Source organism: Thioclava atlantica, from assembly GCF_000737065.1.
GTDB lineage: Bacteria > Pseudomonadota > Alphaproteobacteria > Rhodobacterales > Rhodobacteraceae > Thioclava > Thioclava atlantica.
The window spans coordinates 1-23111 of record NZ_AQRC01000014.1; the positions used below are offsets into that span (position 1 = coordinate 1).

The following is a 23111-nucleotide window of genomic DNA, read 5'->3' on the forward strand; positions in this document are numbered from 1 at the left end:
CGCCGAATGGGCCGGGGCGAACGTGCAGGCCAACGCGATCGGGCCGGGCTACATGAAGACCGATATGACGCAGGTGCTGCAGGACGACCCGGCCTTCGACGGCTGGGTCCGTGGCCGCACCCCGGCCGGGCGCTGGGGCGACCCGGAGGAACTGCAGGGCGCGGTGGTTTTCCTCGCCTCTCCCGCCTCGGATTATGTGAACGGCCAGATGTTGTATGTTGACGGCGGCATGACCGCAGTTCTCTGATCCTCTTGATGCAGATGGATGTCTCGATGCATAACGTGCGGTTCGCGCCGGGAACTCGCACGATCATTCGCGACCGGTGCCGATGAGGAGGCAGCAGCTTTCTGGGACTGCGTGAGGTCACCCGGATCGGAAATCGCACGCCCCGCCAACTTTCGGAAAGCTCCTGATCACCGGTTGGTACGGCCCTGTCGGGTGTATGGGCGGCCCGGCCCCCCGTTTGCTCGCCGAGATGCGGTGGAGGAGGGGGCTCTTGCCTTCGGTCATTTCAGGCTCCCCGCATGCGATGATCTGCGTGAAGGCCTGCGCCACCGTGTTCCGGTTCTTTCGCCGAAGCTGTGCATCCGAGCAGGGTTCCGTTCAGGAGGGGCTACGGATGAACGGCCAAAGAAGAAGGGAGGATGAGGGGGCGCATGGCCCGGCCTTCCAAGCGGGGGAGCTTCGTCGGCCTCAGATGTCGAAGGGTGAGGCATCCGCGGAGTTCGGTGAAAAAATCAACTAAATCCAAAAAATCGTCTTAAAAAATCAGAATCAATCAAAAATATGATTGACGCTGACCTGTAGCTTGTGCTGATCTCCGGGCATGACCTGTATCGGGAGAGCCTGCATTGAGAGATGATCGCCTGCATGAGATCCGTCGGTTGCTCTATGCCGCCGGGGCCGCTTGTTCGGTTCAGGAGATTTCCGACGCGATCGGCGCCTCGCCGGCGACGGTGCGGCGGGATCTGATCGATCTCGAGGCGCAGGGCATGATTGAGCGCACTCGGGGCGGCGCCAAGATTTCGGACACGTCGGGCCAGGAGGTCGCCTTCGCGCTTCGCGAGCAGCAGAACCTGTCGGAAAAGCGGGCGATCGCCGAAGTGGCCTACGCCCATTTGCGCCCTCACAGCTCGGTGCTGATGGATGCCGGCACTACGGTTCTGCAACTCGCCCGCTGCATTCGCCTGCGGCCGATGCCGCTTTCGGTGTTCACCAACTGCATCCCGGTGGCGCAGGTTCTGGCGGATCTCCCCGAGGTGAAGGTGACGCTGCTCGGCGGCGTTCTGCGGGCCGAAAACGCCTCTATGGTCGGAGGTCTCGCGGAGCGGATGCTCGACGAACTCTGGTTCGACCAGCTCTTTCTCGGCGCCGGAGCGCTGGCGTCGGATCGGTGTATCTACACTCTCGAGGAGGCGGAGGCGCGCTTGAACGCGAAAATGATCGCGCGCTCCTCGACGCGCCATTTGCTGATCGATTCCACGAAATTCGGACGAAACCTCACCTATCGGGTTTCGCCTTTGAAGGATGTCCTGAGCGTGATCAGTGACGGCGCCCTGTCGCAGGAATGGAGCGACCGCCTCGCCGAGATGGGGGTGAGCGTTACGCTCGCCTCCCTCCAGAATGGGCAGGATGTCTGATCATGCCGCTACTGTTTGGGTTGGATAGCGGTGGCACGAAGACCGTAGCGGCGCTCGCCGACGGGCGTGGCGAGGTTGTTCGCCTCGTCTACGGGCCCGGTCTCGACCCTTTCTCAATGCCGGGCTGGCGCGACAGTCTTGCCAGGATCGTCCATTCTCTGACGGCTGGTCTGGAGGAGCCTGTTTCCTGCGCCGTACTCGGGCTGCCATTTCACACCGAAATCCGGTCTGTCAGTCACGCGCAGAACGAAGCGGTTTCGTCACTGTTTTCCTGTGATGTTCTTGTCGAGAACGATGTTCGCATCGCTTTCGATGGTGCCTTCACGGGCAAGGGCGGTGTCTTGGTGCTTGCCGGCACCGGTTCGATGGCATGGGCGAGCGCGGCCGGCTCCGATGCGCCACACGTTCGCACGGGGGGCTGGGGCGATCTCTTCGGGGATGAAGGGAGCGCATTCTGGATCGGCCGTGAAGCCCTCGCCATGATTTCGCACGAATTGGACGGTCGCGCTCCGAACTCGGGCTTCTCCGAAGAAATGCTCGCCCGTATCGGCATCGGCGCCGACGAAGTGATCGACTGGACCTACCGGTTGGAGAACCCTCGGCGGACCATCGCCGGGCTTGCGCGTCTCGTCGGCGATCTGGCCGATGAGGGGCAGCCGCGCGCGGTCGAGCTTTTGCAGCGGGCGGCCCACCATCTGGCATTGGCCGCGAAGGCCGCTTGGAAGCAGGCCGATCCGCGAACGGCGCTGCGTTGGAGCTACGCGGGGGGCGTGATGCAAAACGCCCTGGTGCGCGAGGCGGTCACTCTCTCCCTTGGGGCCCAGCCTCTTCCCGCCATCCTTCCGCCGCTTGGGGGTGCGCTTTGGCGCGCGGCGGAGCAGCTCAAGCTGCCCATCGATCCGACGTGGATCGAAAGACTCTCACAACAACTAAGCGCGCAAATGCGTCAACACACCCAACAGGAGACCCTGAAATGAAGAGAAGATCTTTCCTCGCGGCGCTCGGTGCGGCCAACCTCGCCGCAGCGATGCCGCGTGTGGCGTTTGCCGCCGACAACCAGCTCAGCGTGCTGTTGCCGCCTTGGGGAACCTTGCCCAAGGCAATGAGTGACCGATTCACGAAAGAGACCGGGATCGCGCTTCAGATCCAGACAATGGGCTGGGATGATATCCGCACGAAGGTCGTGACCTCGATGGTCGCGAATACGGCGCCCGCCGATGGCGTTGAATTCGACTGGTCCTGGGTCGGTCAGTTCGGCGCAGCAGGTTGGTTCGAGAGCCTCGACGATCTGGTTCCGGCCGAAACGGTTGCCGACATTCCGACCGCGAAGATCTTTCAGTATGACGGCAATCTGCTTGCGATCCCCTACAACAATGACTTCCGCATCCTGATCTACAACAAGGCTCACCTCGAGCAGGCCGGTGTCGCTGCCGCGCCGAAGACACCCGACGAGATGCTGGAAGCTGCGCGGGCGGTCAAGAAGGCCGGAATCGCGAAGTTCCCGATCGGCATTCCGCTTTCGGCGACCGAGGGCACCTCGACGGCCTGGTATCTGATGACGATGGCGTTCGGCGGCGACCTGTTCGACGCAGATTTCAATCCGCTTTTCACTGACCCGAATTCGGGCGGCTACAAAGCCCTCGCGTTTATCCTGACCGCCCTGCAAGAGGGATTGATCGATCCTGCTGCGACCGGTCTCAAGGATACCCAGGTCCAGGAACTGTTCCAGACCGGCGAGATCACCTTCGACGTCGCGGGCTGGGCAGGAAACCTGGCGGTCTACAGCGATCCCGAGAAGTCGAAGATCGCCGATCAGGTCGCGGCCGGGCTGATGCCGTCGACCGAGGGCAAGTCCCGGACCTTCGGCCTTCCCGAAGCCGTCGGCATCCCGAGCATCGCGGCGAACAAGGAAGCGGCCGCGACCTTCATCAACTGGATCGCGAAGCCCGAGAACGAGATCGAGATCTACAGCAGCCTTGGCGACCTTCCGCCCCGGCTGAGCGTGCTCGAGCAGCTCAATAGCGAAGGCAAACTCTTTGCCGGCGACGTTCTCATCGAGCAGTCGAAGACGACCGAGCCGCTTTTCAAGCAGGGCACGCCCGGTTGGTATCCGCAATTCTCCAGTGCGGTCTGTTCGACGATCAACGCGGCCGCGAAGGGCCAATACGGCGTCGAGGAAGCGATCGCAGAGATCGCGTCGCAGGCCAAGAAGGCCATGGACCGCTAAGCGAAGGACCGAGGAGCATGGCCAGCCAATCCGGCTTGCGGACCCGCAAGCCATATCGGCGGGACGAGACGATACTCGCCTTCGCCTTCATCGTGCCCATCATCGTGATCATGGGCGGACTGGTTTTCGGTCCGCTCGTCAACACGGTGGTCGACAGCTTCTATCGCATCGATCCGATGCAGCCCGGAGAACCCTTCATCGGGTTGAAGAACTACACCAGGCTGATCGCGGATGGGGACGTTCAGACATCCTGGGCGAACAGCGCCTTCTATGTCGTCCTTGCAGTGGTGGCTGAAACGCTGATCGGTCTGGGAATGGCCTTGCTCCTCAATCGGGTGCGCCTGGGGCGGAAATGGCTTCTTGCCATTGCGGTCCTGCCCTGGTGCCTCCCGCCGGTGGTCAATGCGATCGTGTGGATGTGGATCTATCATCCCAATTACGGTCTCCTCAATCAGGTGCTCATGTCGCTTGGGGTGATCAACGAGGCTGTCGTCTGGTCCAATGACAGGATCGGCGGGCTCGTGATGGTGACGCTGGTCCATGTTTGGCGCATGGCGCCACTGACCGCGATCATCCTTCTCGCGGCCCTGCAAAGCGTTCCCGGCGAACTTTACGAAGCCGCCAAACTCGACGGGGCCGGGCCGCTGCGCAGTTTCCAGCAGGTCACCTTGCCGTTGATCTCCGGTGGCCTCGCGATCGCGCTCAGTCAGTCCACGGTCTTCGCGTTCAACCTCTTTGACGAGGCCTGGATCATGGGCGGAGCGAGTTTGGGAACGCGTTCGGTGATCATCCAGACCTACCTCTCGGCGTTTCAGGATCTCCGCTTCAGCTACGGCATGGCTCTTTCGCTTCTCGCGATGATCGCCTCGCTGCTGGTTTCCCTGATCTACGTCGCAAAAGTCTCACGCGATACGAGGATGGGCTGATGTCCTGGAAAGCCGTCTCAAATCCAATACTCTCGATCGCCAAGGCCTTTGCAGTCCTGCTTTTGGTCATCTGGTCGCTGGGGCCGATCTATTGGGCTTTCGCGACCAGCGTCACCCCGTCCAACGAGATCATTTCGAAAAGCCTGAGGCTTTGGCCCGCTCACGCGACGCTTGAACATTATGCGAAGCTTCTGGGCGCGGCCAGCACCGCGCATGGAAACGAGGTGCAGTCGGTCTGGCCCCAGTTCCGGGCCGCAATGATCAACAGCATCGTTACCTCGGGCTTGGCGACCATCGTCACTGTCGCCATCGCGGCCTTCGGGGCCTATGCCTTCGTCCGTCTGCGGTTTCCGGGGCGCAACATCCTCTTCGCCCTTGTCGTCGCCACGATGGCGATCCCCGCCTACACCGTGATGATCCCGCTCTACCGGTTGATGATCAGTCTCAACCTGATCGACACCTATCTGGGGATCACGCTCATCTATGTCTCGGCTTTCCTGCCGCTTGCGCTCTGGCTGATGCGGACGGTCTACGAGGCGATGCCGCTTTCGCTTGAAGAGGCTGCGTGGCTGGATGGGGCGGGGCGTCTTTACACGCTCGTGGCGATCGTTCTGCCACTGGCGGCCCCTGGCTTGATCGCGGCGGCGATCCTGACTTTCCTGAATGCCTGGGGGCAATTCATCGTGCCGCTTGTCTTCTCGCCGACGCTTGCGAGCAAGTCGCTTACCGTCCTCATCCCCGAATTCGCGACCCGGTCCAATATCGACTACGGGCTCATGAACGCGGCGGGCATTCTCGCGATCATTCCGCCCGTGGCCCTGGTGATCTTCCTCAATCGCTATCTCGTCAGCGGCCTGATGGCCGGTGCGCAGAAATGATCTCGTCGCGTGAAGAAGGCCGCAGCCGGGTGACACGCGATCACTCAAAAGGAAAGAAGCAGCCGCCTCGCGGTCTCGCGACGCAGCGCTGCCAGACCATGGAGAACAATACATGGCAACTCTGAAGTTCGAAGGTCTCAAGAAGCGTTACGGCGCGGTTGAAGTGCTTCATGATATCAACCTCGATGTCGCCGATGGCGAACTGATCTCCCTGGTCGGGGCGTCCGGATGCGGGAAGTCGACTTTGCTGCGCATGGTCGCGGGTCTCGAAGATATCAGTGGCGGTCAGCTCATTCTCAATGATCGGGTGATCAACGACGTCGCGCCGAAGAGCCGCGATATCGCGATGGTCTTTCAGAACTACGCGCTCTATCCGCACAAGACCGTCGCGGAGAACATGGGTTTCAGCTTGAAGCTGCGCTCGGTTCCCCGCGCGGAAATCGATACGGCAGTGCGCCGCGCCGCCGATCTTCTGGGGCTCACGCCTTACCTTGATCGATATCCCAAAGCCTTGTCTGGTGGGCAGAGACAGCGTGTCGCGATGGGCCGCGCGATCGTGCGTGAACCCGAAGTGTTCCTGTTCGACGAACCGCTGTCAAACCTGGACGCGACGCTCCGTGTGCAGATGCGTTCCGAGATCCGGGCGTTGCAGATGCGGTTGGGAACGACGTCCCTTTACGTCACCCATGACCAGCTCGAAGCGATGACCATGTCCGACCGGATCGTCGTTCTGAATGGCGGCTGGATCGAGCAGGTGGGCACCCCGGTCGAGATCTACGATACGCCGCGCAACATCTTCGTGGCGCAATTCATCGGCTCGCCCAAGATGAACCTGATCGAGGGTGTCGTGACGAGCGAAGGTGTGATGGTCGGGGACACCCTTTTGCCCATCGCCGCGCCGCGTGCCGCCGGCACACCGCTGATCGTCGGAATCCGGCCCGAACATCTTTCGCTCGGGGTGGAAGGGCCGGGGGCCTTGCCCATGGTTTTGGAGGCTCTCGAGATGACCGGCGCCGAAACGCATGTCTACGGAACCATCGCAGGAGCGCAGGGAATCATGACCCATGCCGGCCGTTTGAGCGGCGCGCCAGGCGACAAACTGTGGCTCACCAATCCCTCCGAAATCTACCACCTGTTCGATAAGGAAACCGGGCTGCGCCTCGACTGACGCCCGCCGCGAGCGGCCGACCCGCCCTCGCTTTCCCTGAAATGACCGCCCCTCGAGGGCAGCAAGGAGACACTTATGACATTGGCAGCCGATAGCGAAACCTGGAGCGAGATTCATGCCCAGCCCGGGATCTGGTCGAATTGGGCGCCTGAACTGGCGAGCCAAACCGACGAGCTGCGCCGCTGGATTGCAGATGCGGGGTATGAGGAAATCATTTTCGCAGGGGCGGGGACTTCTGCGTTCATCGGCGAAATCGCGGCCTTCGCAGCCGAAGGGAACCTGAGGCTGCGCGCGGTCCCGACGACCGACATCGTCTCGAACCCGCGGGAGTGCCTGCGCGACGACCCTCGGCTTCTGGTGGTGCAATTCGGACGTTCCGGCGACAGTTCGGAAACCGTCGGCACGCTCGACCTGCTCGACGGTCTGTTCCCCTCCGTGGGCAGGCTGCACATCACCTGCAACCCAGGCGGCGCACTGGCGACCCGGGCCCCCGCGGGAACGGGGGAACAGCGCGTGCTTCTTCTGCCCGAAGCGACCCACGACAAGGGCTTCGCGATGACCTCGAGTTTCTCCACGATGCTCCTCTCGGCATTGGCCTGCTTCGCGCCCCGGAACATCCTCGTCGAAGCGCTGGGTAAGCTCGCGGCCAAGGCGGAACAGCTCATGCCGCAGATCGACGCGATGACGCCTCCTCGTCCCGAGCGGATCGTGTTTCTCGGCTCGGGCGCGCTCAAGGGCGCGTCGCATGAAGCTGCGCTCAAGGTGCTTGAACTCACCGCAGGCGAGACGGTTTCGAGCCATGAGGGCACGCTCGGGTTCCGGCATGGGCCGAAATCGGTGATCACCGGGGCGGATCTGGTGGTGGTGATGATCCACCCTGACGCCCATACCAAGCTCTACGACAATGACGTCGCAACCGAGATCCGGGCGCAGTTTCCGAAGGCGCGCGTGATCACGCTGGGCGACGACGTTGCCGATCTGGATGTGTCCTGCCTCGGAGATGCGCGTTGGGATGCCCCGCTCTACGTCCTGGTCGCCCAGATCTGGGCGGTTCGCTGGGCCGAGGCGCTGGGCCTGAACATCGACAACCCGTTCGTCGACATGGGCAACCTGTCGCGCGTCGTGACGGGCGTGAAACTCTACCCCGCGGCATGAGACGGCAATGCGAGGCACAACGATCATGACGAAGCATGTCCTGGCGGATATCGCGAAATGGCGTGAGAGATCCGGTCCCTCCGGAATCCCATCGATCTGTTCAGCCCATCCCGTCGTTCTGGAAGCGGCGATGCGCTCTGTCTTGCCAAGCGCGCTTCCTCTTCTCGTCGAGGCAACCTGCAATCAGGTAAATCAGGAGGGGGGCTACACGGGCATGACGCCCGATGATTTCCGTGCCTTCGTTGAGCGCATCGCAGCGGAGGTCGGTTTCCCTCTCGATCGGCTCGTTCTGGGCGGTGACCACTTGGGGCCGAACCCGTGGAAAGCGCTTCCGGCATCGGAGGCGATGGACAAGGCAGAGGCGATGATCCGCGCCTATGTTGCGGCAGGATTCACCAAGCTTCATCTCGATTGCTCCATGGGCTGCGCAGGCGAGCCGGTGGCATTGGGCGACGAGGAAACAGCAGCCCGGGCGGCACGTCTTGCCGTGGCCGCAGAGGCATCGGTTCGCGAAGGTCAGTCTCCACCGGTCTATATCGTGGGCACCGAGGTTCCCGTTCCCGGTGGCGCCATGAGCGAACTCGATGAACTCGAAGTGACGCAAGCGCAGGCGGCCTCGAAGACCTATGAGGTGACGCGTTCCGCGTTCCTTTCGGCCGGTCAATCCGACGCGTTCGAGCGCGTGATCGGCATCGTCGTTCAGCCTGGGGTCGAATTCGGCAACCACAACGTGGTCGACTATGATCACGCGCGCACAGATGAGCTTCGTGCCAGCCTGAAGGAGATGCCCGGCCTAGTATTCGAGTGTCATTCGACGGATTACCAGACTCGAGACAACCTCAAGCAGCTCGTTCAGGATGGGTTCGCGATCCTGAAGGTGGGGCCGGGCCTGACCTTCCGTCTCCGCGAGGCCCTCTACGGGCTCGATGAAATAGCGTCGCGCCTGTTCCCCGGAAAGCGCGCCGAGACGCTGAAGGAGACGATGGAGCGCTTGATGTTGGCCGCGCCGCAGCACTGGGAGAAGTATTACCCGGGCTCGGCTGAGGAGCAGGCCCTCCAGCGCCATTTTTCCTACAGCGATCGAATCCGGTATTACTGGCCACAAGCGGAAGCTGCGCGCGCGGTCGATGAACTGATGGGGATCTTCGACGGCGTCGAGATCCCGGAAACACTCATCGGTCAGTATCTTGGGGCCAGATATGAGGAGGTGCGCGCAGGTGAACTGAAGGCCGAAGCCCGTTCCCTGGTCTTGGCCGCCGTGTCGGATATGGTGCAGGACTATATCAGCGGGTGCGAATGACCGTGATACCGGGGCTGACAAGTCAGGGGGTGAGAGCGCAAAGAGCCGCAGCGGCACGAGTGTAAAACTTTGCGCCGCCCCCCGGCCTCGAGAGGAGCCGGTAGGGCGATCCCAATCGCCTTTCCTGCCGGCGCACGAGACCGGTGCTCATCGCCCCGGGCCAAGTGCCTCGAGCAGTGACGCAACCAGCCTTTGCGGCCGGTAGTCCAGATCCGACGGCGTCAGCCCCATCCGCACCACGACCAGGTCGGCTGATGGGATCACCGTGACCGTCTGCCCGTCATGCCCTTCGAGCCAATAGGTATCGGCGGGAAGCCCATAGGTCAGGTCATCGCCTGCTTTTTGTGTCGGCGCAGGTCCGGCCAGCCAAGTCATTCCCTGCCCGTAGACCGCATCAGGCTGAGATGGCGCATGCATCATCGCAGCAAAGCCCTCGGGCAGGATCTGGCGCCCTTCCCATGTGCCGCCCTGCAACAGGAATTGTCCGAACCGCGCCCAGTCTCGCGCGGTGGCGTAGAGGTAGGAGCTGCCGACGAAAGTACCAGCTTCGTCGGTTTCGAGGACTGCGCTGTCCATTCCCAACGGGCCGAAAAGCGCTTTGCGCGGCCATTCGAGCGCGGCCTGCCGATCACCGATCGCGTCCTGCCAGATCCGTGACAGGATCACCGCCGTCCCACTCGAATAGTGGAAGGTCGTACCCGGTTTGTCGGCCAGCGGTTGGGCTGCGGCGAAATCTGCCATGTCGGGTTCGAGATAGAGCATCCGGGTCACATCCGAGACATCGCCGTAATCCTCGTTGAAATGCAGCCCACTCGACATTGACATCAGCTGCGCCAACGTGATGTCGGCGCGGCCGTCACCCTTCCACTGCGCCAGCAGCCGGTCTTGATCGAGCCGCAGCTTGCCCGCCTCGATCACCGTGCCGACGAGCGCGGCCGTGACCGTCTTGGTCATCGACCAACCCAGCAGAGGCATTTGCTGGCTGAACCCCGCGCCATAGCGTTCGGCCACTATCCGGCCCCGCTGGACGACGACGATTGCGCGCATTCCCGGCCCCGCCAGAGATGGATCCGCGACGATCCGCGCCAGTTCGGCATTTTGCGGCAGATCGACCGCAGTTCCCTCTGGCCAGAGTGCGTGCGCCCCACCTGACCCAGGCGGGGTCGGGACAACATGATTGCCGGTTTGCGCCAGATTGCCGTCGGGCAGTGCCGTGCAGCCCAGTCCCGGGCGGCGTTCGGCCGTCATCGGCGCGATCAGCCCGAGAAAGGCCGCATGCACCTGCCCCTTCGCGTTGTCGCTATTCGCGGTGAAGGCGCGCAGCAAAGGGTTGCCGGGAGCTTGCACGTCGGACTTCAGGACCTCTCGCGGGTCACGCCCCTGCAGGTAGCTCGCCGAGCAGACAATTTTTGAGCTGTATCCCGCGCCCACGCGCAACAAGGTGGGTGGCACCAGATATATGTAGATTATTGCCGTGGTAATTCCGCCCACGACGAGGACCAATAGTCCGGACAGAAATTTGCGCAAGATCCGTATCCTCAACCTTTCCCGGTCGCAGTCTTGCTTGAGCGCGCGGGGCGCGCAAAGGGTTTCTCGTCTGCCTGACGGAAGGTCATCCCCGTCGCTCGTGGCATGGACGTTTTATCGAGGAAGAACGGGGGATGCAGGGTTTCCTGGATCCGTTTCGTGAAATCCAGGGAGCCATAGAGGCTGCGCAGGATCTGAAAATTAGGTTGCCCCCATTCGCGCACAGCGTTTCTTCCATTGGAGCCAGCGTTCGGCGAACTGCCCTGCCAAGCGTGTTTCGTCCAAGTATGGCTGGAGCGCGGTCGGTCTTTGAGCTCAGCCTTTCGGTCGAGTCTCACTTGGGCATTGCCCGGGGAGTTCTTGCGGGGAAAATCTGCTTCCTCACTTCCCCCGCAAGCTCGCTCTGCGATCATAGATCCCGCGCACGAGCACTGCTACCGCGCCCTCGAGCGGCAGCCAGGCGAGACAGTAGAGCCAGACCAGCAAGGCTGCGGTCCAGCCGATCGGCGTCACGAACAGGCCATAGACCGCGATCAAGGTGCCCAGGAGCTGCGTCGCTTCGGTCGTCGCGAACAGGCGAAGGGCAGGGAAGGGCCTGCGCCAGAACCAGCTCTGATGGCGCGTGACGAACAGTGTCATGTGACCCGAGACGAGCAGTTTCAGGAAGATGATCGTCTGGATCTGCTCTCGCGGCAGGCCGAGCCGGGTATCGACGAACCAGAACAGCAGGAAAGTCTCGATAACCCCTGTCACGCCGAGCGTGGCCGCAACTGTGAGCACGCGGCGCATGTCCCATCGCACCGGGCGCGGCGACACCGAAACATTGTCATAGGCGATCATCATGATCGGGAAGTCGTTGAGCACCGCCAGAAGGACGATCATGATCGCGGTGACGGGATAGAAGTCGAAGACGAGGATGGTGAGCGTCATGAACAGCAGCACGCGGATCGTCTCGGCCACGCGGAAGGTGGCGTAGCTCGTCATGCGTGCGAAGATCCGGCGCGACTCCTCGATCGCGGTGGTGATGATCGACAGGCCCTTGTCCGTCAGCACGAGATCGGCGGCCGCGCGCGCCGCATCGGTGGCTCCGCTCACGGCGATGCCCGCATCCGCCTTGCGCAGCGCAGGGGCGTCATTCACCCCATCCCCCGTCATCGCGACGATTGATTGTCCATTCTGCAAGGCTTCGACGATACGGAACTTGTGCTCGGGCAGGACCCGCGCAAACCCGTCGGCGGCGCGGACATTGGCCTCGACCGTGGCGGGATCCCCCTCCAGCAGCTCGCCAGCGGGAAAGATCTTCTGGCCGAGATCGAGTTTTCCCGCGATCTGGCGGGCGATGGCCTCGTGGTCTCCGGTGATGATCTTGACCGCGATCCCCATGTCGCGCGCGCGGGCGATCGTTCGGGCCGCATCGGGTCGTGGCGGGTCGATGATCGGCAACAGGCCGAGGAATTCCCACTCTCCCCCGGCCACCTTTCGTGCGACCCCGAGTGCCCGGTAACCTTGCTGTGCAAGCTGCTCGACCTCGTCCTCCACCGCCTTGCGCGCCCGATCGGCGAGTGCGGCGAGTTCCACGATCACCTGAGGCGCCCCCTTCGCGACGTTCCATCGGACCGCCTCGAGGGTGATTTCAGCTTCGCTGCGCTTGCTGACGGGATCGAAAGGGGTGAAGCTGAGCGTTTGGAATGCCCCAAGCGAGATCTTTTCCGCCGCAGCGAGAACCGCCGTGTCGATCGCGTCGGGGGCGTCGCGGTCGCAGGCGAAGGCTGCGGCGCGCAACAGATCCTCGACCGCGACGCCTTTTGCCGGACGCGGCCCCTCGACGGTCAGTTCGTTGAGCGTCAGTGTCCCGGTCTTGTCCGAGCACAGCACATCGACCCCGGCGAGTTCCTCGATCGAGACGAGACGGGAGACGATGGCCTTCATCCGCGCCAAGCGCTCCGCCCCGACCGCCATCGTGACCGACAGTACGGTCGGCAAGGCCACCGGGATCGCGGCGACCGTCAGGATCAGGGCGAACTGGATCACCTCGAGCGGAGGGTTGTGCCGCTGGAGCGAGACGATCACGATCATCGCCACCAGCACGAGCGCCGCGGCAATCAGGAAATTCCCGATCTGCATCACCGCTTTCTGGAAATGGGACTTGCCGGTAGGGCCTTGCACCAGCGATGCGGTGTGACCGAAATAGGTGTCCATCCCCGTCGCGGTCACCTCGCCGCTCATCTCGCCCAGCTTGACCACCGAACCCGAATAGGCGCTGTCGCCGGGCACCTTGTCGACAGGGAGGGACTCGCCGGTGAGCGCGGCTTCGTCCACCGAGAGGTATTTCCCTTCGAAAAGTGTCAGGTCAGCCGGAACGATCTGCCCGATGGAGAGCCGCACGATGTCTCCCGGGACAAGATCCCGGGCCGCGATTTCCTGCCAGCGGCCCTCTCGCTTGACCCGTGCGTTCGGAGCCAGCTGCGCCTTCAATGCCGCGATCGCCGAGCTGGCCTTGCTTTCCTCCTTGAACCCCACTGCCGCGTTGATCAGCAGCATCGCGAAGATCACGCTGAAATCGGACCAATCGCGCAAAATGAGGGACAGGAGTGCCGCAAGTTCGATCAGCCAGGGAATAGGTCCCCAGAAATACCCCGCAATCCTTTGCAGCAGGGTCTTCTCATCACTCTTGAGCGCATTGGAGCCGTATCGCTCGAGCCGTGCAGACGCCTCCGCCGAAGTTAGACCGGTCGTCCGGTCCGTCTTCGGCAAGATCTCCGACACTTGCGCTTCAGCGACGGCCTTTTCCATCTGTTGCGTCTCCCGTTCTGGCCCCCAGGCTTCCGAGCCACCGACCGATCTCGGGCCAGACCTCCGAAAGGGTATGGCGGCCCATGAAGAGCCCGATATGTCCGCCCTCGACCAGGCGGGAGACGATCTTGTCTCGGGGGGTGCCGAGCAGCCTCTCGGCTGCGAAAACCTGTTCGCGTGTCGTGATGTCATCATCCTTGCCCGCGAGCAGGAAGGCAGGGCAGGTGATCGCGCCGAGATCGAGCCTTCGTCCGAGGCCGACGAACTTGCCTCCCGCGAACAGGTTCTGTTTGAACAGAAGGTCGATGGCTTGCAGATAATAGCGCCCCGGGAGATCGATCGGGTTCTCATACCAGCTCTCGAAGCGCTCGGTACGCTTCATGAAGTTCCGGTCTCCGATATGCTCATAGAGATCGACGAACTTGCCGAAATACTGTTCGTCGGCATGCATGTTCTTCCATCCGGCCAGCATGAAACGCCCCGGCATCCGCCCCTCTCCGGCATCGACCATCTCCTGGTAGGCGGAGAGCGGCATCCGATGGGCGAGCTCGCGGATCGGGCCGTGCCCGGCATCGGTATCTATCGGCGAGCCGGCGAGAACGAGAGCGGCGACTTTCTCGGGGAAGCGCGCGGCATACATGGCCGACGTCCAGCCTCCCTGGCACAGTCCGACCAGCATCACGCGCCCGCCAAGATCGTCGACTGCGACATTGATTTCGGCGAGATACTTGTCGATGTCGAAATCGCGCATCTCCGGGGTGGCGCTTTTCCAGTCGGTGCAGAGCACGCGCCCCAGCCCGGCACCCAGCAGCGTCTCGATCAGGCTCTGGCCCGGCGCGTAATCCGCGATCGTCGAGGAATGCCCGGCGAAGGGCGCATCGACCAGCACCGGGACGCCGCCTCCCGTTCCTCCGAAGTCGCGTAGCCGCATCGTGTCGAGATCGAGGAGCACATGGTTCTCCGTCGCCCATTCCGGGGCGGGCGGGGCAGTGATCCGTGCCGCCTCGTCGAGATAGGTCAGACCTTTCTCGACCGCATCGAGGCCGATCTTCTGCAGTTCCATCGCTGCGGCCATCGGCCAGAAGAGAGGAACGCTGTGTTCGTAGGTCGTGCCGGCATCGCTCATGATTAACGCTCGCAAGATGAACTTCGCAGAGCCGTTCCCTAGCGAAACGGGAAGGCGAACGGTTTTGCAAGCAAAGCCCGATGGAAGCGCGGGAACGTGAATGTTGCGTGTGACCGGGTGAGTGGCGTGGATGCCGGTTCGGACGGGCGTTAGGAACGCGCGCGATCGTTGCAGCCGGCGCCGTCAGGCGCCGGGGTGAAGGGGCCGGTCGCAACCCACGGCGCCGACAACCCGCCCCCCAGACCTGGCTCCAACTCAACTACGGTTCAGGGGCGGGCATCCCGCTCCTGTCTCCGGTGAAAAGAGGCGCAAGGGACAAGGAAACAGCGTTCGCCTCGCTCCCTCGTCGCGCTTCTAGAGCGAGGTGTCACCCCACATAACGATTCACGATCGCCTCGAGCCGCTCCTGCCGGCCCGAGCGGGGCTGCGGGTCGAGCCCCTCGGCCTCGACGCGTGCCGCCGCGGTCTCCAGATCACCTGCAAGCATCGACTGCGCCGCTTGCGTCTCCCAGCCGGCATAGCGCTCGGTGAGCGCGGTTTCGAGCGCGCCATCCCCGAGCATCCGAGCCGCCGCTTTCAGCCCCGCCGCGCAGGTATCCATCCCCCCGACATGGGCGAGGATCAGGTCTTCCGCGTCGAGCGACTGACGGCGCAGCTTGGCGTCGAAATTGGTGCCGCCCGTGGTGAAACCGCCCGCTTTGAGGATCTCGTAATAGGCTAGCGCGACCTCCGGGACGTTGTTGGGGAACTGATCGGTATCCCAGCCCGACTGGTAATCGTTGCGGTTCATGTCGATCGAGCCGAGAATCCCGAGGCTGCGCGCGAGATGCAGTTCGTGTTCGAAACTGTGGCCCGCGAGGATGGCATGGCCCTGTTCGATATTCACCTTCACCTCGGTTTCCAGCCCGAACTCCTTGAGGAAGCCATAGACGGTCGCCACGTCGAAATCATATTGATGCTTGGACGGCTCTTGCGGTTTCGGTTCGATCAGGATCGCGCCATCGAAGCCGATCTTTCGGGCATAGTCCACGACCATCTGCAGGAAGCGCCCGGCCTGTTGGCGCTCGCGCGCCATGTCGGTGTTGAGCAGCGTCTCATAGCCCTCGCGCCCGCCCCAGAGGACGTAATTCTGCCCGCCAAGGCGTTTCGTCGCGTCGATGCAGCTTTTCACCGTGGCCGCGGCATAGGCGAAGACATCCGGGTCGGGGTTCGTTGCCGCCCCGGCCATCCAGCGGCGATGGGTGAACATGTTGGCCGTTCCCCAGAGACAGCCCACGCCGGTCTCCTCCATCTTGGGCAGGACGTAATCCACCCATTCGAAGAGGCGGTCGCGGCTTTCGGCGAAGCTTGCGCCCTCGGGGCGAACATCGAGGTCGTGCCAGCAGAAATAGGGAACACCCAGGATGCGGAACATCTCGAAGGCGGTGTCGGCCTTCAGTTTAGCGCTCTCCATCGAGTCCTGCGGATACCACGGGCGCTCGAATGTGCGCCCGCCGAAGGGATCGCCGCCCTCCCATGCGAAGGAGTGCCAATAGGCGACCGCGAAGCGCAGATGGTCACGCAGGGTTTTTCCGGCCACGACCGCGCCCGGGTCGTAATGGCGGAAGGCGAGGGGGTTGGTGCTGTCGGGCCCCTCGAAGCGGATCGGCTCGATATCCTGGAAGAAGCGGGTCATGGATTGTCCTCTCGGAGATGGGGGAAAGGGTCAGGCAGAGGCAAGCTCGGCGACGGTGTTTTCGCTCAGCATCCGCCAGTCGCGCGGCAGCTTGCGGGTCTCGCCCGTGAGCGTCACGCGGGTCTCGAGCCGGATATCCGCGCTCGAGGTGCCGACCATCAGCGCGACTTCGCCCGGCTCGACGATGCGCACGCCCTCGGGGCCGGTGAAGTTGAGCATGTCGGTGGGCACGCGGAACGTGACGCGCGCCGCAGCACCGGGATCGAGCGAGGCGCGGGCGAAGGCCTTGAGCTCCTTGACGGGGCGCACCAGCGACGCCTGCAGATCGCGCACGTAAAGCTGCGGCACCGCGACGCCCGGGCGCGGGCCGGTATTGCGGATGGTGAAGGAGAGCGCGACCTCACCGGTCTCGATATCGACCTGCGTGGCGTCGAGCGCGAGGTCTTCATAGGCGAAATCGGTATAGGACAGGCCGTGGCCGAACGGGTAGCGGGAGCCGAAATGCCGCGCCACAGGGGTGCCCGAGCTCTTGAACTTGTGGTTGTAGAAATAGGGCGCGGCGCCGGCCGAGCGCGGCACGGAAAGCGTCAGCCGCCCCGAGGGTTCGGCCTGCCCGGTCAGCACATCGGCCAGCGCGTGGCCGCCCTGTTCGCCGCCGAAGAAGCTCATCACCTGGGCGGCGATCTCGTCTTCCAGACCGCCCAGATTGTAGGGCCGACCGCTCGAGAGCACGACCACGACCGGCGTTCCGGTCGCCACCACCGCTTCAAGCAGCTCCTGCTGAAGCCCCGGCAGTTCGAGCGTGTCCACATCGGAGCCTTCGCCGACCGTGCCGGTGAGGAAGATGCCCGAGAGGTCGCCGACGCAGACCACCGCGACATCGGCGGCGCAGGCTGCACCGACGGCCTCGCCGATCATGTCGCGCCGGGTCGAGAAGCGCTCGCTCACTTCGAGGTTCGTGTTGTCCTCCACGTCGCCCGGAAAGACCGGGTTGCCCGATGACCGGCTGTCGAAGATGTTGCAGCCGCGCGCATAGGTCACGCGATCCGCGCCGAGCGCCGCGCGCAGCCCCGCCAGCGGGGTCACGACATGGGCGACGTCATCGCTCTGGTCGGTGTTGATCAGGTGAACCGGGAAGGCATAATCGCCCAGTAGTGCCATCGGGTCGTCGGCGGTCGGGCCGATCACCGCCAGGCGGGCCTGCGGCGCGAGGGGCAGGATGCCGTCATTGTCGAGAAGCGTGATCGATTGCGTGGCCACCTCACGCGAGAGCGCCACTGCCGATGCGCCTTGCATCACGATCTTGCCCTCGTCGGCATAGGGTTGCTCGAAGAGGCCGAGGCGGAATTTTTCGCGAAGATTGCGGCGGACGGCAGCGTTGATCGTCTCCATGTCGATCTGGCCGCGCTCGAGCGCGGTTTTCAGCTGCGGCGCGCAGTCGTCGCCGGGCAGTTCCACGTCGAGACCGGCACGGAAGGCCAGCGCCGCAGCCTCGGCGGGATCGGCGGCCACGCCGTGATGGCTGTGCAGAAGGGTGATGCCGATGTAATCGGCCACGATGAGACCGTCGAAGCCCCATTGCTCGCGCAGCACCTCGGTCAGCAGGTGGTGCGAGGCGTGCAGCGGTTCGTTGTCGATGTCGTGATAGGCGGGCATGACCGAACCCGCATTGCCGAGTTTCACCGCCATCTCGAAAGGCAGCAGGAAATCGTCGTTCAGCTCGCGCCAGCCCAGGTGGACAGGGGCGTGGTTGCGCCCGCCCTCGCTGAAGGAATGGCCTGCGTAATGCTTGAGCGTGGCGAGCAGGTCGCGCTTCGGCCCCTGCAATCCGCGTACATATTCAAGCGCCATCACCCCGGTGAGGTAGGGGTCCTCACCGAAGGTTTCCTCGGTGCGCCCCCACCGCGCATCGCGCGCGACATCAAGCACGGGGGCGAGGCCCTGCCGGCAGCCGATCGAGCGCAGCTCCGCGCCGATCGCGGCGCCGACTTCCCGGACCAGCTCCGGGTTCCAGGTCGCGCCGAAGGAGAGCGAGGACGGAAAGAGCGTGCCACCGCGCGCCATCGTGCCCGAGAGACATTCCTCATGCGCGAGTGCCGGGATGCCGAGCCGGGTCTGCTCGACCAGATGTTTCTGCAGGTGATTGAGCGCGCGCACGCCATCGATCGGCGCGATAGCGCGGGTGCCGAAGGGGCGGGTGACCTGCCCGAGCCCGTGGCGCAGCCGGTCGAACACGTCGAGATCGGGATCGCCGCCGGTGAACCGGTCCGAGCGCATCCGGTGCCGGCCCTCGGGGTCGAGCACCAGCCAGAGCGCGTGCAGCTGGGCGATCTTCTCGTCGAGGGTCATCCGGGCGAGCAGGTCTTCGACCCTCTCCTCGATCGGGAGGGCGGCGTTCTTGTAGCGGTCGGTCATGGGTCTGCCTTTGTCTGGAATTCGGAACGGGCGCGCTCAGAGGCGCTTGCCCTCGGCGTCGAAGCGGTGAATCTGGCTCAGATCGGGGGTGAGGCGGATCGGCGTGCCCGCGGCGAGGCGCACCTGACCGGGCTGGCGCACGATGAGATCGCCCAGATCGGACTGGACATGGATCACCGTCTCGTTGCCGAGATATTCGGCCACGGTGACGGTGCCCGCCCAGGGACCGTCCTCGGTCAGCGTCAGGTGTTCGGGGCGAATGCCGCAGATCGCGGCGCCGTGCTCGGCCGCCACCGCCCCTTCGAGCAGGTTCATCCGGGGCGAGCCGATGAAGCGGGCGACGAAGGTGGTCGCGGGGCGCTCGTAAAGTTCGCTCGGGCTGCCGACCTGCTCGATCCGGCCCGCGTTCATCACCACGATCTGATCGGCGAGCGTCATCGCCTCGACCTGATCATGGGTGACGTAGATCATCGTCGCGTCGAGCCGGTTATGAAGCTCGGCCAGTTCGACCCGCATCTGGTTGCGCAGCGCCGCGTCGAGGTTCGACAGCGGCTCGTCGAAGAGGAACACGGCCGGGTTGCGCACGATCGAGCGCCCGATCGCGACCCGCTGGCGCTGCCCGCCCGAAAGCGCCGCCGGCTTGCGATCGAGGTAGCGCTCTAGGTCGAGGATCTGGGCCGCCTGCGCGACGCGGCGCTCGCGCTCGGCGGCGGGCACCTTCGCGAGCCGCAGCCCGAAATCGATATTCTGCGCGACCGTCATATGCGGAAAGAGCGCGTAGGACTGGAACACCATCGAGATGCCGCGATCCGAGGGCTCGGCATCGGTCACGTCGCGCCCGCCGATCTCGATGCGGCCCTCGGTCGGCTCCTCCAGCCCCGCGATCATCCGGAGCAAGGTGGATTTGCCGCAACCCGAGGGGCCGACGAGCACGGTGAAGGAACCTTCGGGAACGGTGAGCGAGAGATCTGCGAAGATCTCGACCGCGCCGAAGACTTTCCTGATCCGCGAAAGCCGGACTTCAGTCATTGGGAAGGTCTCCGTTCTTGAGAATGTGGGTCATCCCTTCACCGCCCCGCCGGTCAGGCCGGCGACGATGTAGCGTTGGGCGGCGAGGAAGAAGACGATGGCCGGAACCAGCGTGAGCGAGATGAAGGCCAGCGTGCGGTTCCACTCGGTCAGGTATTCGCCGCGGAACTGCATCATGCCGAGGGGCCAGGTGAAGACTTCGCGGCTGTTGAGCACGATCAGCGGCAGTAGGAAGTTGTTCCAGCTTTGCACGAAGACGAAGACCCCGACGGTCGCGAGGATCGGGGTCGAAAGGGGCAGGGTGAACCGCCAGAAGAACCGGATATAGCCGCAGCCCTCGACATAGGCGGCCTCGAACAATTCGCGGGGGAGCTGGTCGAAGAAGGTCTTGAACAGCAGGATCGCCAGCGAAAGCCCGAAGGCCGCCTGCGGCAGGATCACCGCCCAATAGGTGTCGAGCAGCCCCAGATCGCGTACCGTGATGAACAGCGGCAGGATCGCCGTCGCGAAGGGAAAGACCAGCCCAAGCAGCAGGTAGGACAGCAGGAACCGGCTGCCGAAGAACCGGATCTGCGCGAAGACATAGGCGGCTGCGGCGGCCACGATCAGCGTGAGACCCACTGCCGCGAGCGAAATCACCAGAGAGTTGCCCATGTAGCGCCAGAAGGCCGGGTCGGTGATCAGGTCGAGATAGAACTGCGTCTCCCTGACTTTCGGCAGGCCCAGCGGGTTGGTGCGCAGATCGCCGGTCGATTTGAAACCGCCCAGAACGGTCGCGATGATCGGCCCGAGCACGAAGCCCGCGCATAGGAGCAGCACGACCACCTTGGCCAGCCCGAGAAGGAAATTGCTGCGGCTCATTTTGCGCGCTCCCGGTTGAGTTGCCACTGGTAGAGGACGGCCACGATCACGGCGGCCACGAAGAGGATCACCCCCACGGCGCTGCCATAACCGATGTTCAGCCGCGTCAGGCCGAAGGTGTAGAGGTAGCTCACGATGGTATGGGTCTGGTTCGACGGGCCGCCATTGGTCAGCGGGATCACCAGGTCGAAAAGCTGCAGCGAGCCGATCACCGCGAAGAAGCCCGAGACCACGATGGCCGGCCGGATATGCGGGATCAGGACATGGCGGATGACCGCCCAGCGTTTCGCGCCCTCGATGCGCGCGGCCTCGATCAGCTCGGAGGGGACGGCTTGCAGCGCTGCGATGTAGATCATCATGTGGAAGCCGAAATATTTCCACACCACCACGAGGCAGATCGCGTAGAAGGCCCAGTCGCGGTTCGACAGGATAAAGACGGGCGGGATTCCGAGCGCCTGGGTGATTTCGGCAACGAGACCGGTATTGCCGTCGAAGACGAAGCTCCAGATCAGGCCCGCGGCGATCTCGGCGAGGATGAAGGGCAGAAAGAAGATCAGACGGAAGACCGCATTCGTCGGTGTCTTGCGATAGATCGCGAGCGCGAGCGCCAGCGCGATCGGCATCTGGATGAAGATCGACACCAGCAGCAGCACGACCGTATTGCGCACCGAGACCCAGAAGATCGAATGGTCGAAAGCGCGCTCGTAGTTGCGGAGGCCCACGAAATCCTGCGGCGTGCCGTAGCCGTTCCAGTGAAACAGGCTGTAATAGCCCGCGTTCAGCAAGGGCGCGATCACGAAGAGCGAAAACAGGATCAGGGCCGGGGGCAGCATCAGGGCCACGGCCCGCAGCTTGCCGCTCGTGCGCGGACGCCGGCGGGTGGCGGCTTTGTCGGGGGGTGTCATCGGCTCACCTCGAAAGACGGGTGGGCCCGCGCCGGGAGGAGGGCGCGGGCCCGGTCACGCGGCTCAGTGGAAGGACCAGGCGTCCTGGATTTCCTTCGCGGCCTGTTCGGGGGTGATCACGCCCTGCGCGAGATCCGCCGAAGCGTCGTTGAAGGTCGCCCCCACATCAGCCCCGAGATCCTGATCGAGGAAGACCTGATGGTAATGCGACTGCGCGAGATCCTGCGCCATCTGGCGGAAGAACGGGTTCTTGATCGCAGAAGTGGCCGCCAGCGCGGTCGGGATGTAGGCGCCTTGGGCAGCCGCCTCGGACTGGTATTTCGGCCCGTTCCAGAAGGCGAGGAAATCGACCGCCTCTTTCGGCGCGCCTTTCGAAACCACCCAGCCGTTCACACCGCCGAAGGTGTCTTTCGGATCGCCCTTTCCGCCGGTCACGGCCGGGAAGCGCAGGATCGCCATCTGGTCGTCGGGGATACCCTTGCCGCTTTGCGACCGGTCCTTTGCGCCCTGATAGTCAAAATCCGCCATCAGGTGGAACAGGGCCTCGCCATCGCCGAACCGGCCCGAGGCCTGTTCATAGGTCGTGTCCATGAAGCCGGGCTGGAACGGGTGCAGATCGACGAGCTTCTTGAAATCCTCGCCCGCCTTCACGAAGGGCTCGGCCGCAAAGCCCTTGCCGTCGCCCGCCATCGCGGCCTTGAAGCCCTCCTCGCCCGCTTCGCGCACCGCGAGATAGCCGTAGAAGAAATGCAGCGGCCACTTGTCCTTGCCGCCCACCATGATCGGCGTGACGCCGGCATCCTTGGCCTTTTTCACCGCGGCCAGGAAATCATCCCAAGTCTTGATCTTGGAAATGTCGATGCCCGCCTTCTTGGCGAGTGCGAGATTGGTCCAGAACACGACCTCGGTGGCATTCATCGGGGCGCCGACGATCTTGCCGTCCACCGTGAAGGCCTTGATGCCCGCGGGCGAGTAGGTCTTGGCCCATTCATCGCCGACCTGGCTGGTGATGTCTTCGACGAAGCCGGCCTTGGCCTGATCGCGCAGCACACCGCCGCCCCAGCTGTAATAGATATCGGGGCGCGCATCCGATTGCAGCAGCGTCGGCAGCTTCTGCTTGTAGGCCTCGTTCGCGAGATATTCGAATTTCACGTCCACATCGGGGTGCAGGGCCTCGAAATCCTTCGCGGCCTGCTCGTTGATCGCCTTCTCGACGTTGGTGGTTTCGGCGCGCAGGACCTCAATCGTGGTCTGGGCGCTTGCCGTCGTCGCGCCCAGGGCGAGGGCGAGGGCAAGCATGCTGGTGGCGTAATAGCGCATTGTTTGGGTCTCCTCCCGTTTCATGTCGCTCCGGTGCCCCGCTTGCGGGCGAGGCGTGCGTTCCTTCCTCTCCTCAAAGGAAGGTCTGCCGGTCCGTTTCCCGATTCCGCTGAAGCTTTACCGGTATAGTAATTGTGTTTACCGATAAATCCGACTACATGCTAG

General features: G+C 63.6%; 18 protein-coding genes. 9 read left to right on the plus strand and 9 right to left on the minus strand.

Features of this window, described 5'->3' with window-relative positions:
* From DW2_RS15225 to DW2_RS15265, 9 genes are all read left to right on the plus strand, one after another.
* Nucleotides 1-247: SDR family oxidoreductase (locus DW2_RS15225; protein ID WP_038147945.1), on the plus strand; the 247-nt coding region annotated here is incomplete at its 5' end.
* Nucleotides 248-852: 605 nt separating this feature from the next.
* Nucleotides 853-1641 carry a DeoR/GlpR family DNA-binding transcription regulator gene (locus DW2_RS15230; protein WP_038147946.1) on the plus strand — a complete coding sequence of 263 codons (789 nt, stop codon included), beginning with the start codon at nt 853-855 and terminating at the stop codon, nt 1639-1641.
* A 2-nt stretch (nt 1642-1643) separates the two neighbouring features.
* Nucleotides 1644-2618 (plus strand): N-acetylglucosamine kinase, encoded by a 975-nt coding sequence (locus DW2_RS15235; protein ID WP_038147947.1) that lies wholly within the window; start codon nt 1644-1646, stop codon nt 2616-2618.
* Entirely contained in the window at nt 2615-3868 is a 1254-nt protein-coding gene (locus DW2_RS15240) for an extracellular solute-binding protein (protein WP_038147948.1), read from the plus strand. Before DW2_RS15235 ends, DW2_RS15240 begins: the two co-directional genes overlap by 4 nt.
* Nucleotides 3869-3885: 17 nt before the next feature.
* Nucleotides 3886-4794: a carbohydrate ABC transporter permease gene (locus tag DW2_RS15245; RefSeq protein WP_038147949.1), complete on the plus strand. Its 909-nt coding sequence runs from the start codon at nt 3886-3888 to the stop codon at nt 4792-4794.
* Entirely contained in the window at nt 4794-5672 is an 879-nt protein-coding gene (locus DW2_RS15250) for a carbohydrate ABC transporter permease (protein ID WP_051856188.1), read from the plus strand. The genes DW2_RS15245 and DW2_RS15250 overlap by 1 nt, the downstream gene beginning before the upstream one ends.
* A gap of 112 nt (nt 5673-5784) precedes the next feature.
* Nucleotides 5785-6840: an ABC transporter ATP-binding protein gene (locus DW2_RS15255; RefSeq protein ID WP_038147950.1), complete on the plus strand. Its 1056-nt coding sequence runs from the start codon at nt 5785-5787 to the stop codon at nt 6838-6840.
* Between the two features lie 75 nt (nt 6841-6915).
* The gene (locus DW2_RS15260; RefSeq protein ID WP_038147951.1) at nt 6916-7995 is read left to right on the plus strand and encodes an AgaS family sugar isomerase; all 1080 of its coding nucleotides are present in this window, start codon (nt 6916-6918) and stop codon (nt 7993-7995) included.
* A gap of 25 nt (nt 7996-8020) precedes the next feature.
* Complete coding sequence (locus DW2_RS15265; protein WP_051856252.1) at nt 8021-9295, plus strand: D-tagatose-bisphosphate aldolase, class II, non-catalytic subunit; 1275 nt, start codon at nt 8021-8023, stop codon at nt 9293-9295.
* 147 nt (nt 9296-9442) lie between these two features.
* On the opposite strand, the gene DW2_RS15270 is transcribed toward DW2_RS15265, so the two are convergent.
* From DW2_RS15270 to DW2_RS15315, 9 genes are all read right to left on the minus strand, one after another.
* Nucleotides 9443-10822: a serine hydrolase domain-containing protein gene (locus DW2_RS15270; RefSeq protein ID WP_202900123.1), complete on the minus strand. Its 1380-nt coding sequence runs from the start codon at nt 10820-10822 to the stop codon at nt 9443-9445.
* A gap of 381 nt (nt 10823-11203) precedes the next feature.
* Entirely contained in the window at nt 11204-13615 is a 2412-nt protein-coding gene (locus DW2_RS15280) for a plasma-membrane proton-efflux P-type ATPase (RefSeq protein WP_051856190.1), read from the minus strand.
* The gene (locus DW2_RS15285; RefSeq protein ID WP_038147953.1) at nt 13596-14741 is read right to left on the minus strand and encodes an alpha/beta fold hydrolase; all 1146 of its coding nucleotides are present in this window, start codon (nt 14739-14741) and stop codon (nt 13596-13598) included. The genes DW2_RS15280 and DW2_RS15285 overlap by 20 nt, the downstream gene beginning before the upstream one ends.
* Before the next feature lie 367 nt (nt 14742-15108).
* Complete coding sequence (gene xylA, locus DW2_RS15290) at nt 15109-16416, minus strand: xylose isomerase (RefSeq protein WP_038147954.1); 1308 nt, start codon at nt 16414-16416, stop codon at nt 15109-15111.
* A gap of 30 nt (nt 16417-16446) precedes the next feature.
* Nucleotides 16447-18831: a glycoside hydrolase family 3 N-terminal domain-containing protein gene (locus tag DW2_RS15295; RefSeq protein WP_038147955.1), complete on the minus strand. Its 2385-nt coding sequence runs from the start codon at nt 18829-18831 to the stop codon at nt 16447-16449.
* Between the two features lie 36 nt (nt 18832-18867).
* Nucleotides 18868-19860 carry an ABC transporter ATP-binding protein gene (locus tag DW2_RS15300; RefSeq protein WP_038147956.1) on the minus strand — a complete coding sequence of 331 codons (993 nt, stop codon included), beginning with the start codon at nt 19858-19860 and terminating at the stop codon, nt 18868-18870.
* 30 nt (nt 19861-19890) lie between these two features.
* A complete protein-coding gene (locus DW2_RS15305; protein ID WP_038147957.1) occupies nt 19891-20721 on the minus strand; it encodes a carbohydrate ABC transporter permease in 831 nt (276 codons plus the stop codon).
* A complete protein-coding gene (locus DW2_RS15310; RefSeq protein WP_038147958.1) occupies nt 20718-21626 on the minus strand; it encodes a carbohydrate ABC transporter permease in 909 nt (302 codons plus the stop codon). Before DW2_RS15310 ends, DW2_RS15305 begins: the two co-directional genes overlap by 4 nt.
* A 63-nt stretch (nt 21627-21689) precedes the next feature.
* On the minus strand, nt 21690-22946 hold the full coding sequence (locus DW2_RS15315) for an ABC transporter substrate-binding protein (protein ID WP_038147959.1): 1257 nt from the start codon (nt 22944-22946) through the stop codon (nt 21690-21692).
* Between the last annotated feature and the right edge of the window lie 165 nt (nt 22947-23111).

Excerpts from the sequence above, each read along its gene's own strand:
- DW2_RS15235 (WP_038147947.1), top strand. The coding sequence starts at position 1,644 with ATGCCGCTACTGTTTGGGTTGGATAGCGGTGGCACGAAGACCGTAGCG.
- DW2_RS15240 (WP_038147948.1), top strand. The coding sequence starts at position 2,615 with ATGAAGAGAAGATCTTTCCTCGCGGCGCTCGGTGCGGCCAACCTCGCC.
- DW2_RS15245 (WP_038147949.1), top strand. The coding sequence starts at position 3,886 with ATGGCCAGCCAATCCGGCTTGCGGACCCGCAAGCCATATCGGCGGGAC.
- DW2_RS15250 (WP_051856188.1), top strand. The coding sequence starts at position 4,794 with ATGTCCTGGAAAGCCGTCTCAAATCCAATACTCTCGATCGCCAAGGCC.
- DW2_RS15255 (WP_038147950.1), top strand. The coding sequence starts at position 5,785 with ATGGCAACTCTGAAGTTCGAAGGTCTCAAGAAGCGTTACGGCGCGGTT.
- DW2_RS15260 (WP_038147951.1), top strand. The coding sequence starts at position 6,916 with ATGACATTGGCAGCCGATAGCGAAACCTGGAGCGAGATTCATGCCCAG.
- DW2_RS15265 (WP_051856252.1), top strand. The coding sequence starts at position 8,021 with ATGACGAAGCATGTCCTGGCGGATATCGCGAAATGGCGTGAGAGATCC.
- DW2_RS15280 (WP_051856190.1), bottom strand. The coding sequence starts at position 13,615 with ATGGAAAAGGCCGTCGCTGAAGCGCAAGTGTCGGAGATCTTGCCGAAG.
- DW2_RS15285 (WP_038147953.1), bottom strand. The coding sequence starts at position 14,741 with ATGAGCGATGCCGGCACGACCTACGAACACAGCGTTCCTCTCTTCTGG.
- xylA (WP_038147954.1), bottom strand. The coding sequence starts at position 16,416 with ATGACCCGCTTCTTCCAGGATATCGAGCCGATCCGCTTCGAGGGGCCC.
- DW2_RS15295 (WP_038147955.1), bottom strand. The coding sequence starts at position 18,831 with ATGACCGACCGCTACAAGAACGCCGCCCTCCCGATCGAGGAGAGGGTC.
- DW2_RS15300 (WP_038147956.1), bottom strand. The coding sequence starts at position 19,860 with ATGACTGAAGTCCGGCTTTCGCGGATCAGGAAAGTCTTCGGCGCGGTC.
- DW2_RS15305 (WP_038147957.1), bottom strand. The coding sequence starts at position 20,721 with ATGAGCCGCAGCAATTTCCTTCTCGGGCTGGCCAAGGTGGTCGTGCTG.
- DW2_RS15310 (WP_038147958.1), bottom strand. The coding sequence starts at position 21,626 with ATGACACCCCCCGACAAAGCCGCCACCCGCCGGCGTCCGCGCACGAGC.
- DW2_RS15315 (WP_038147959.1), bottom strand. The coding sequence starts at position 22,946 with ATGCGCTATTACGCCACCAGCATGCTTGCCCTCGCCCTCGCCCTGGGC.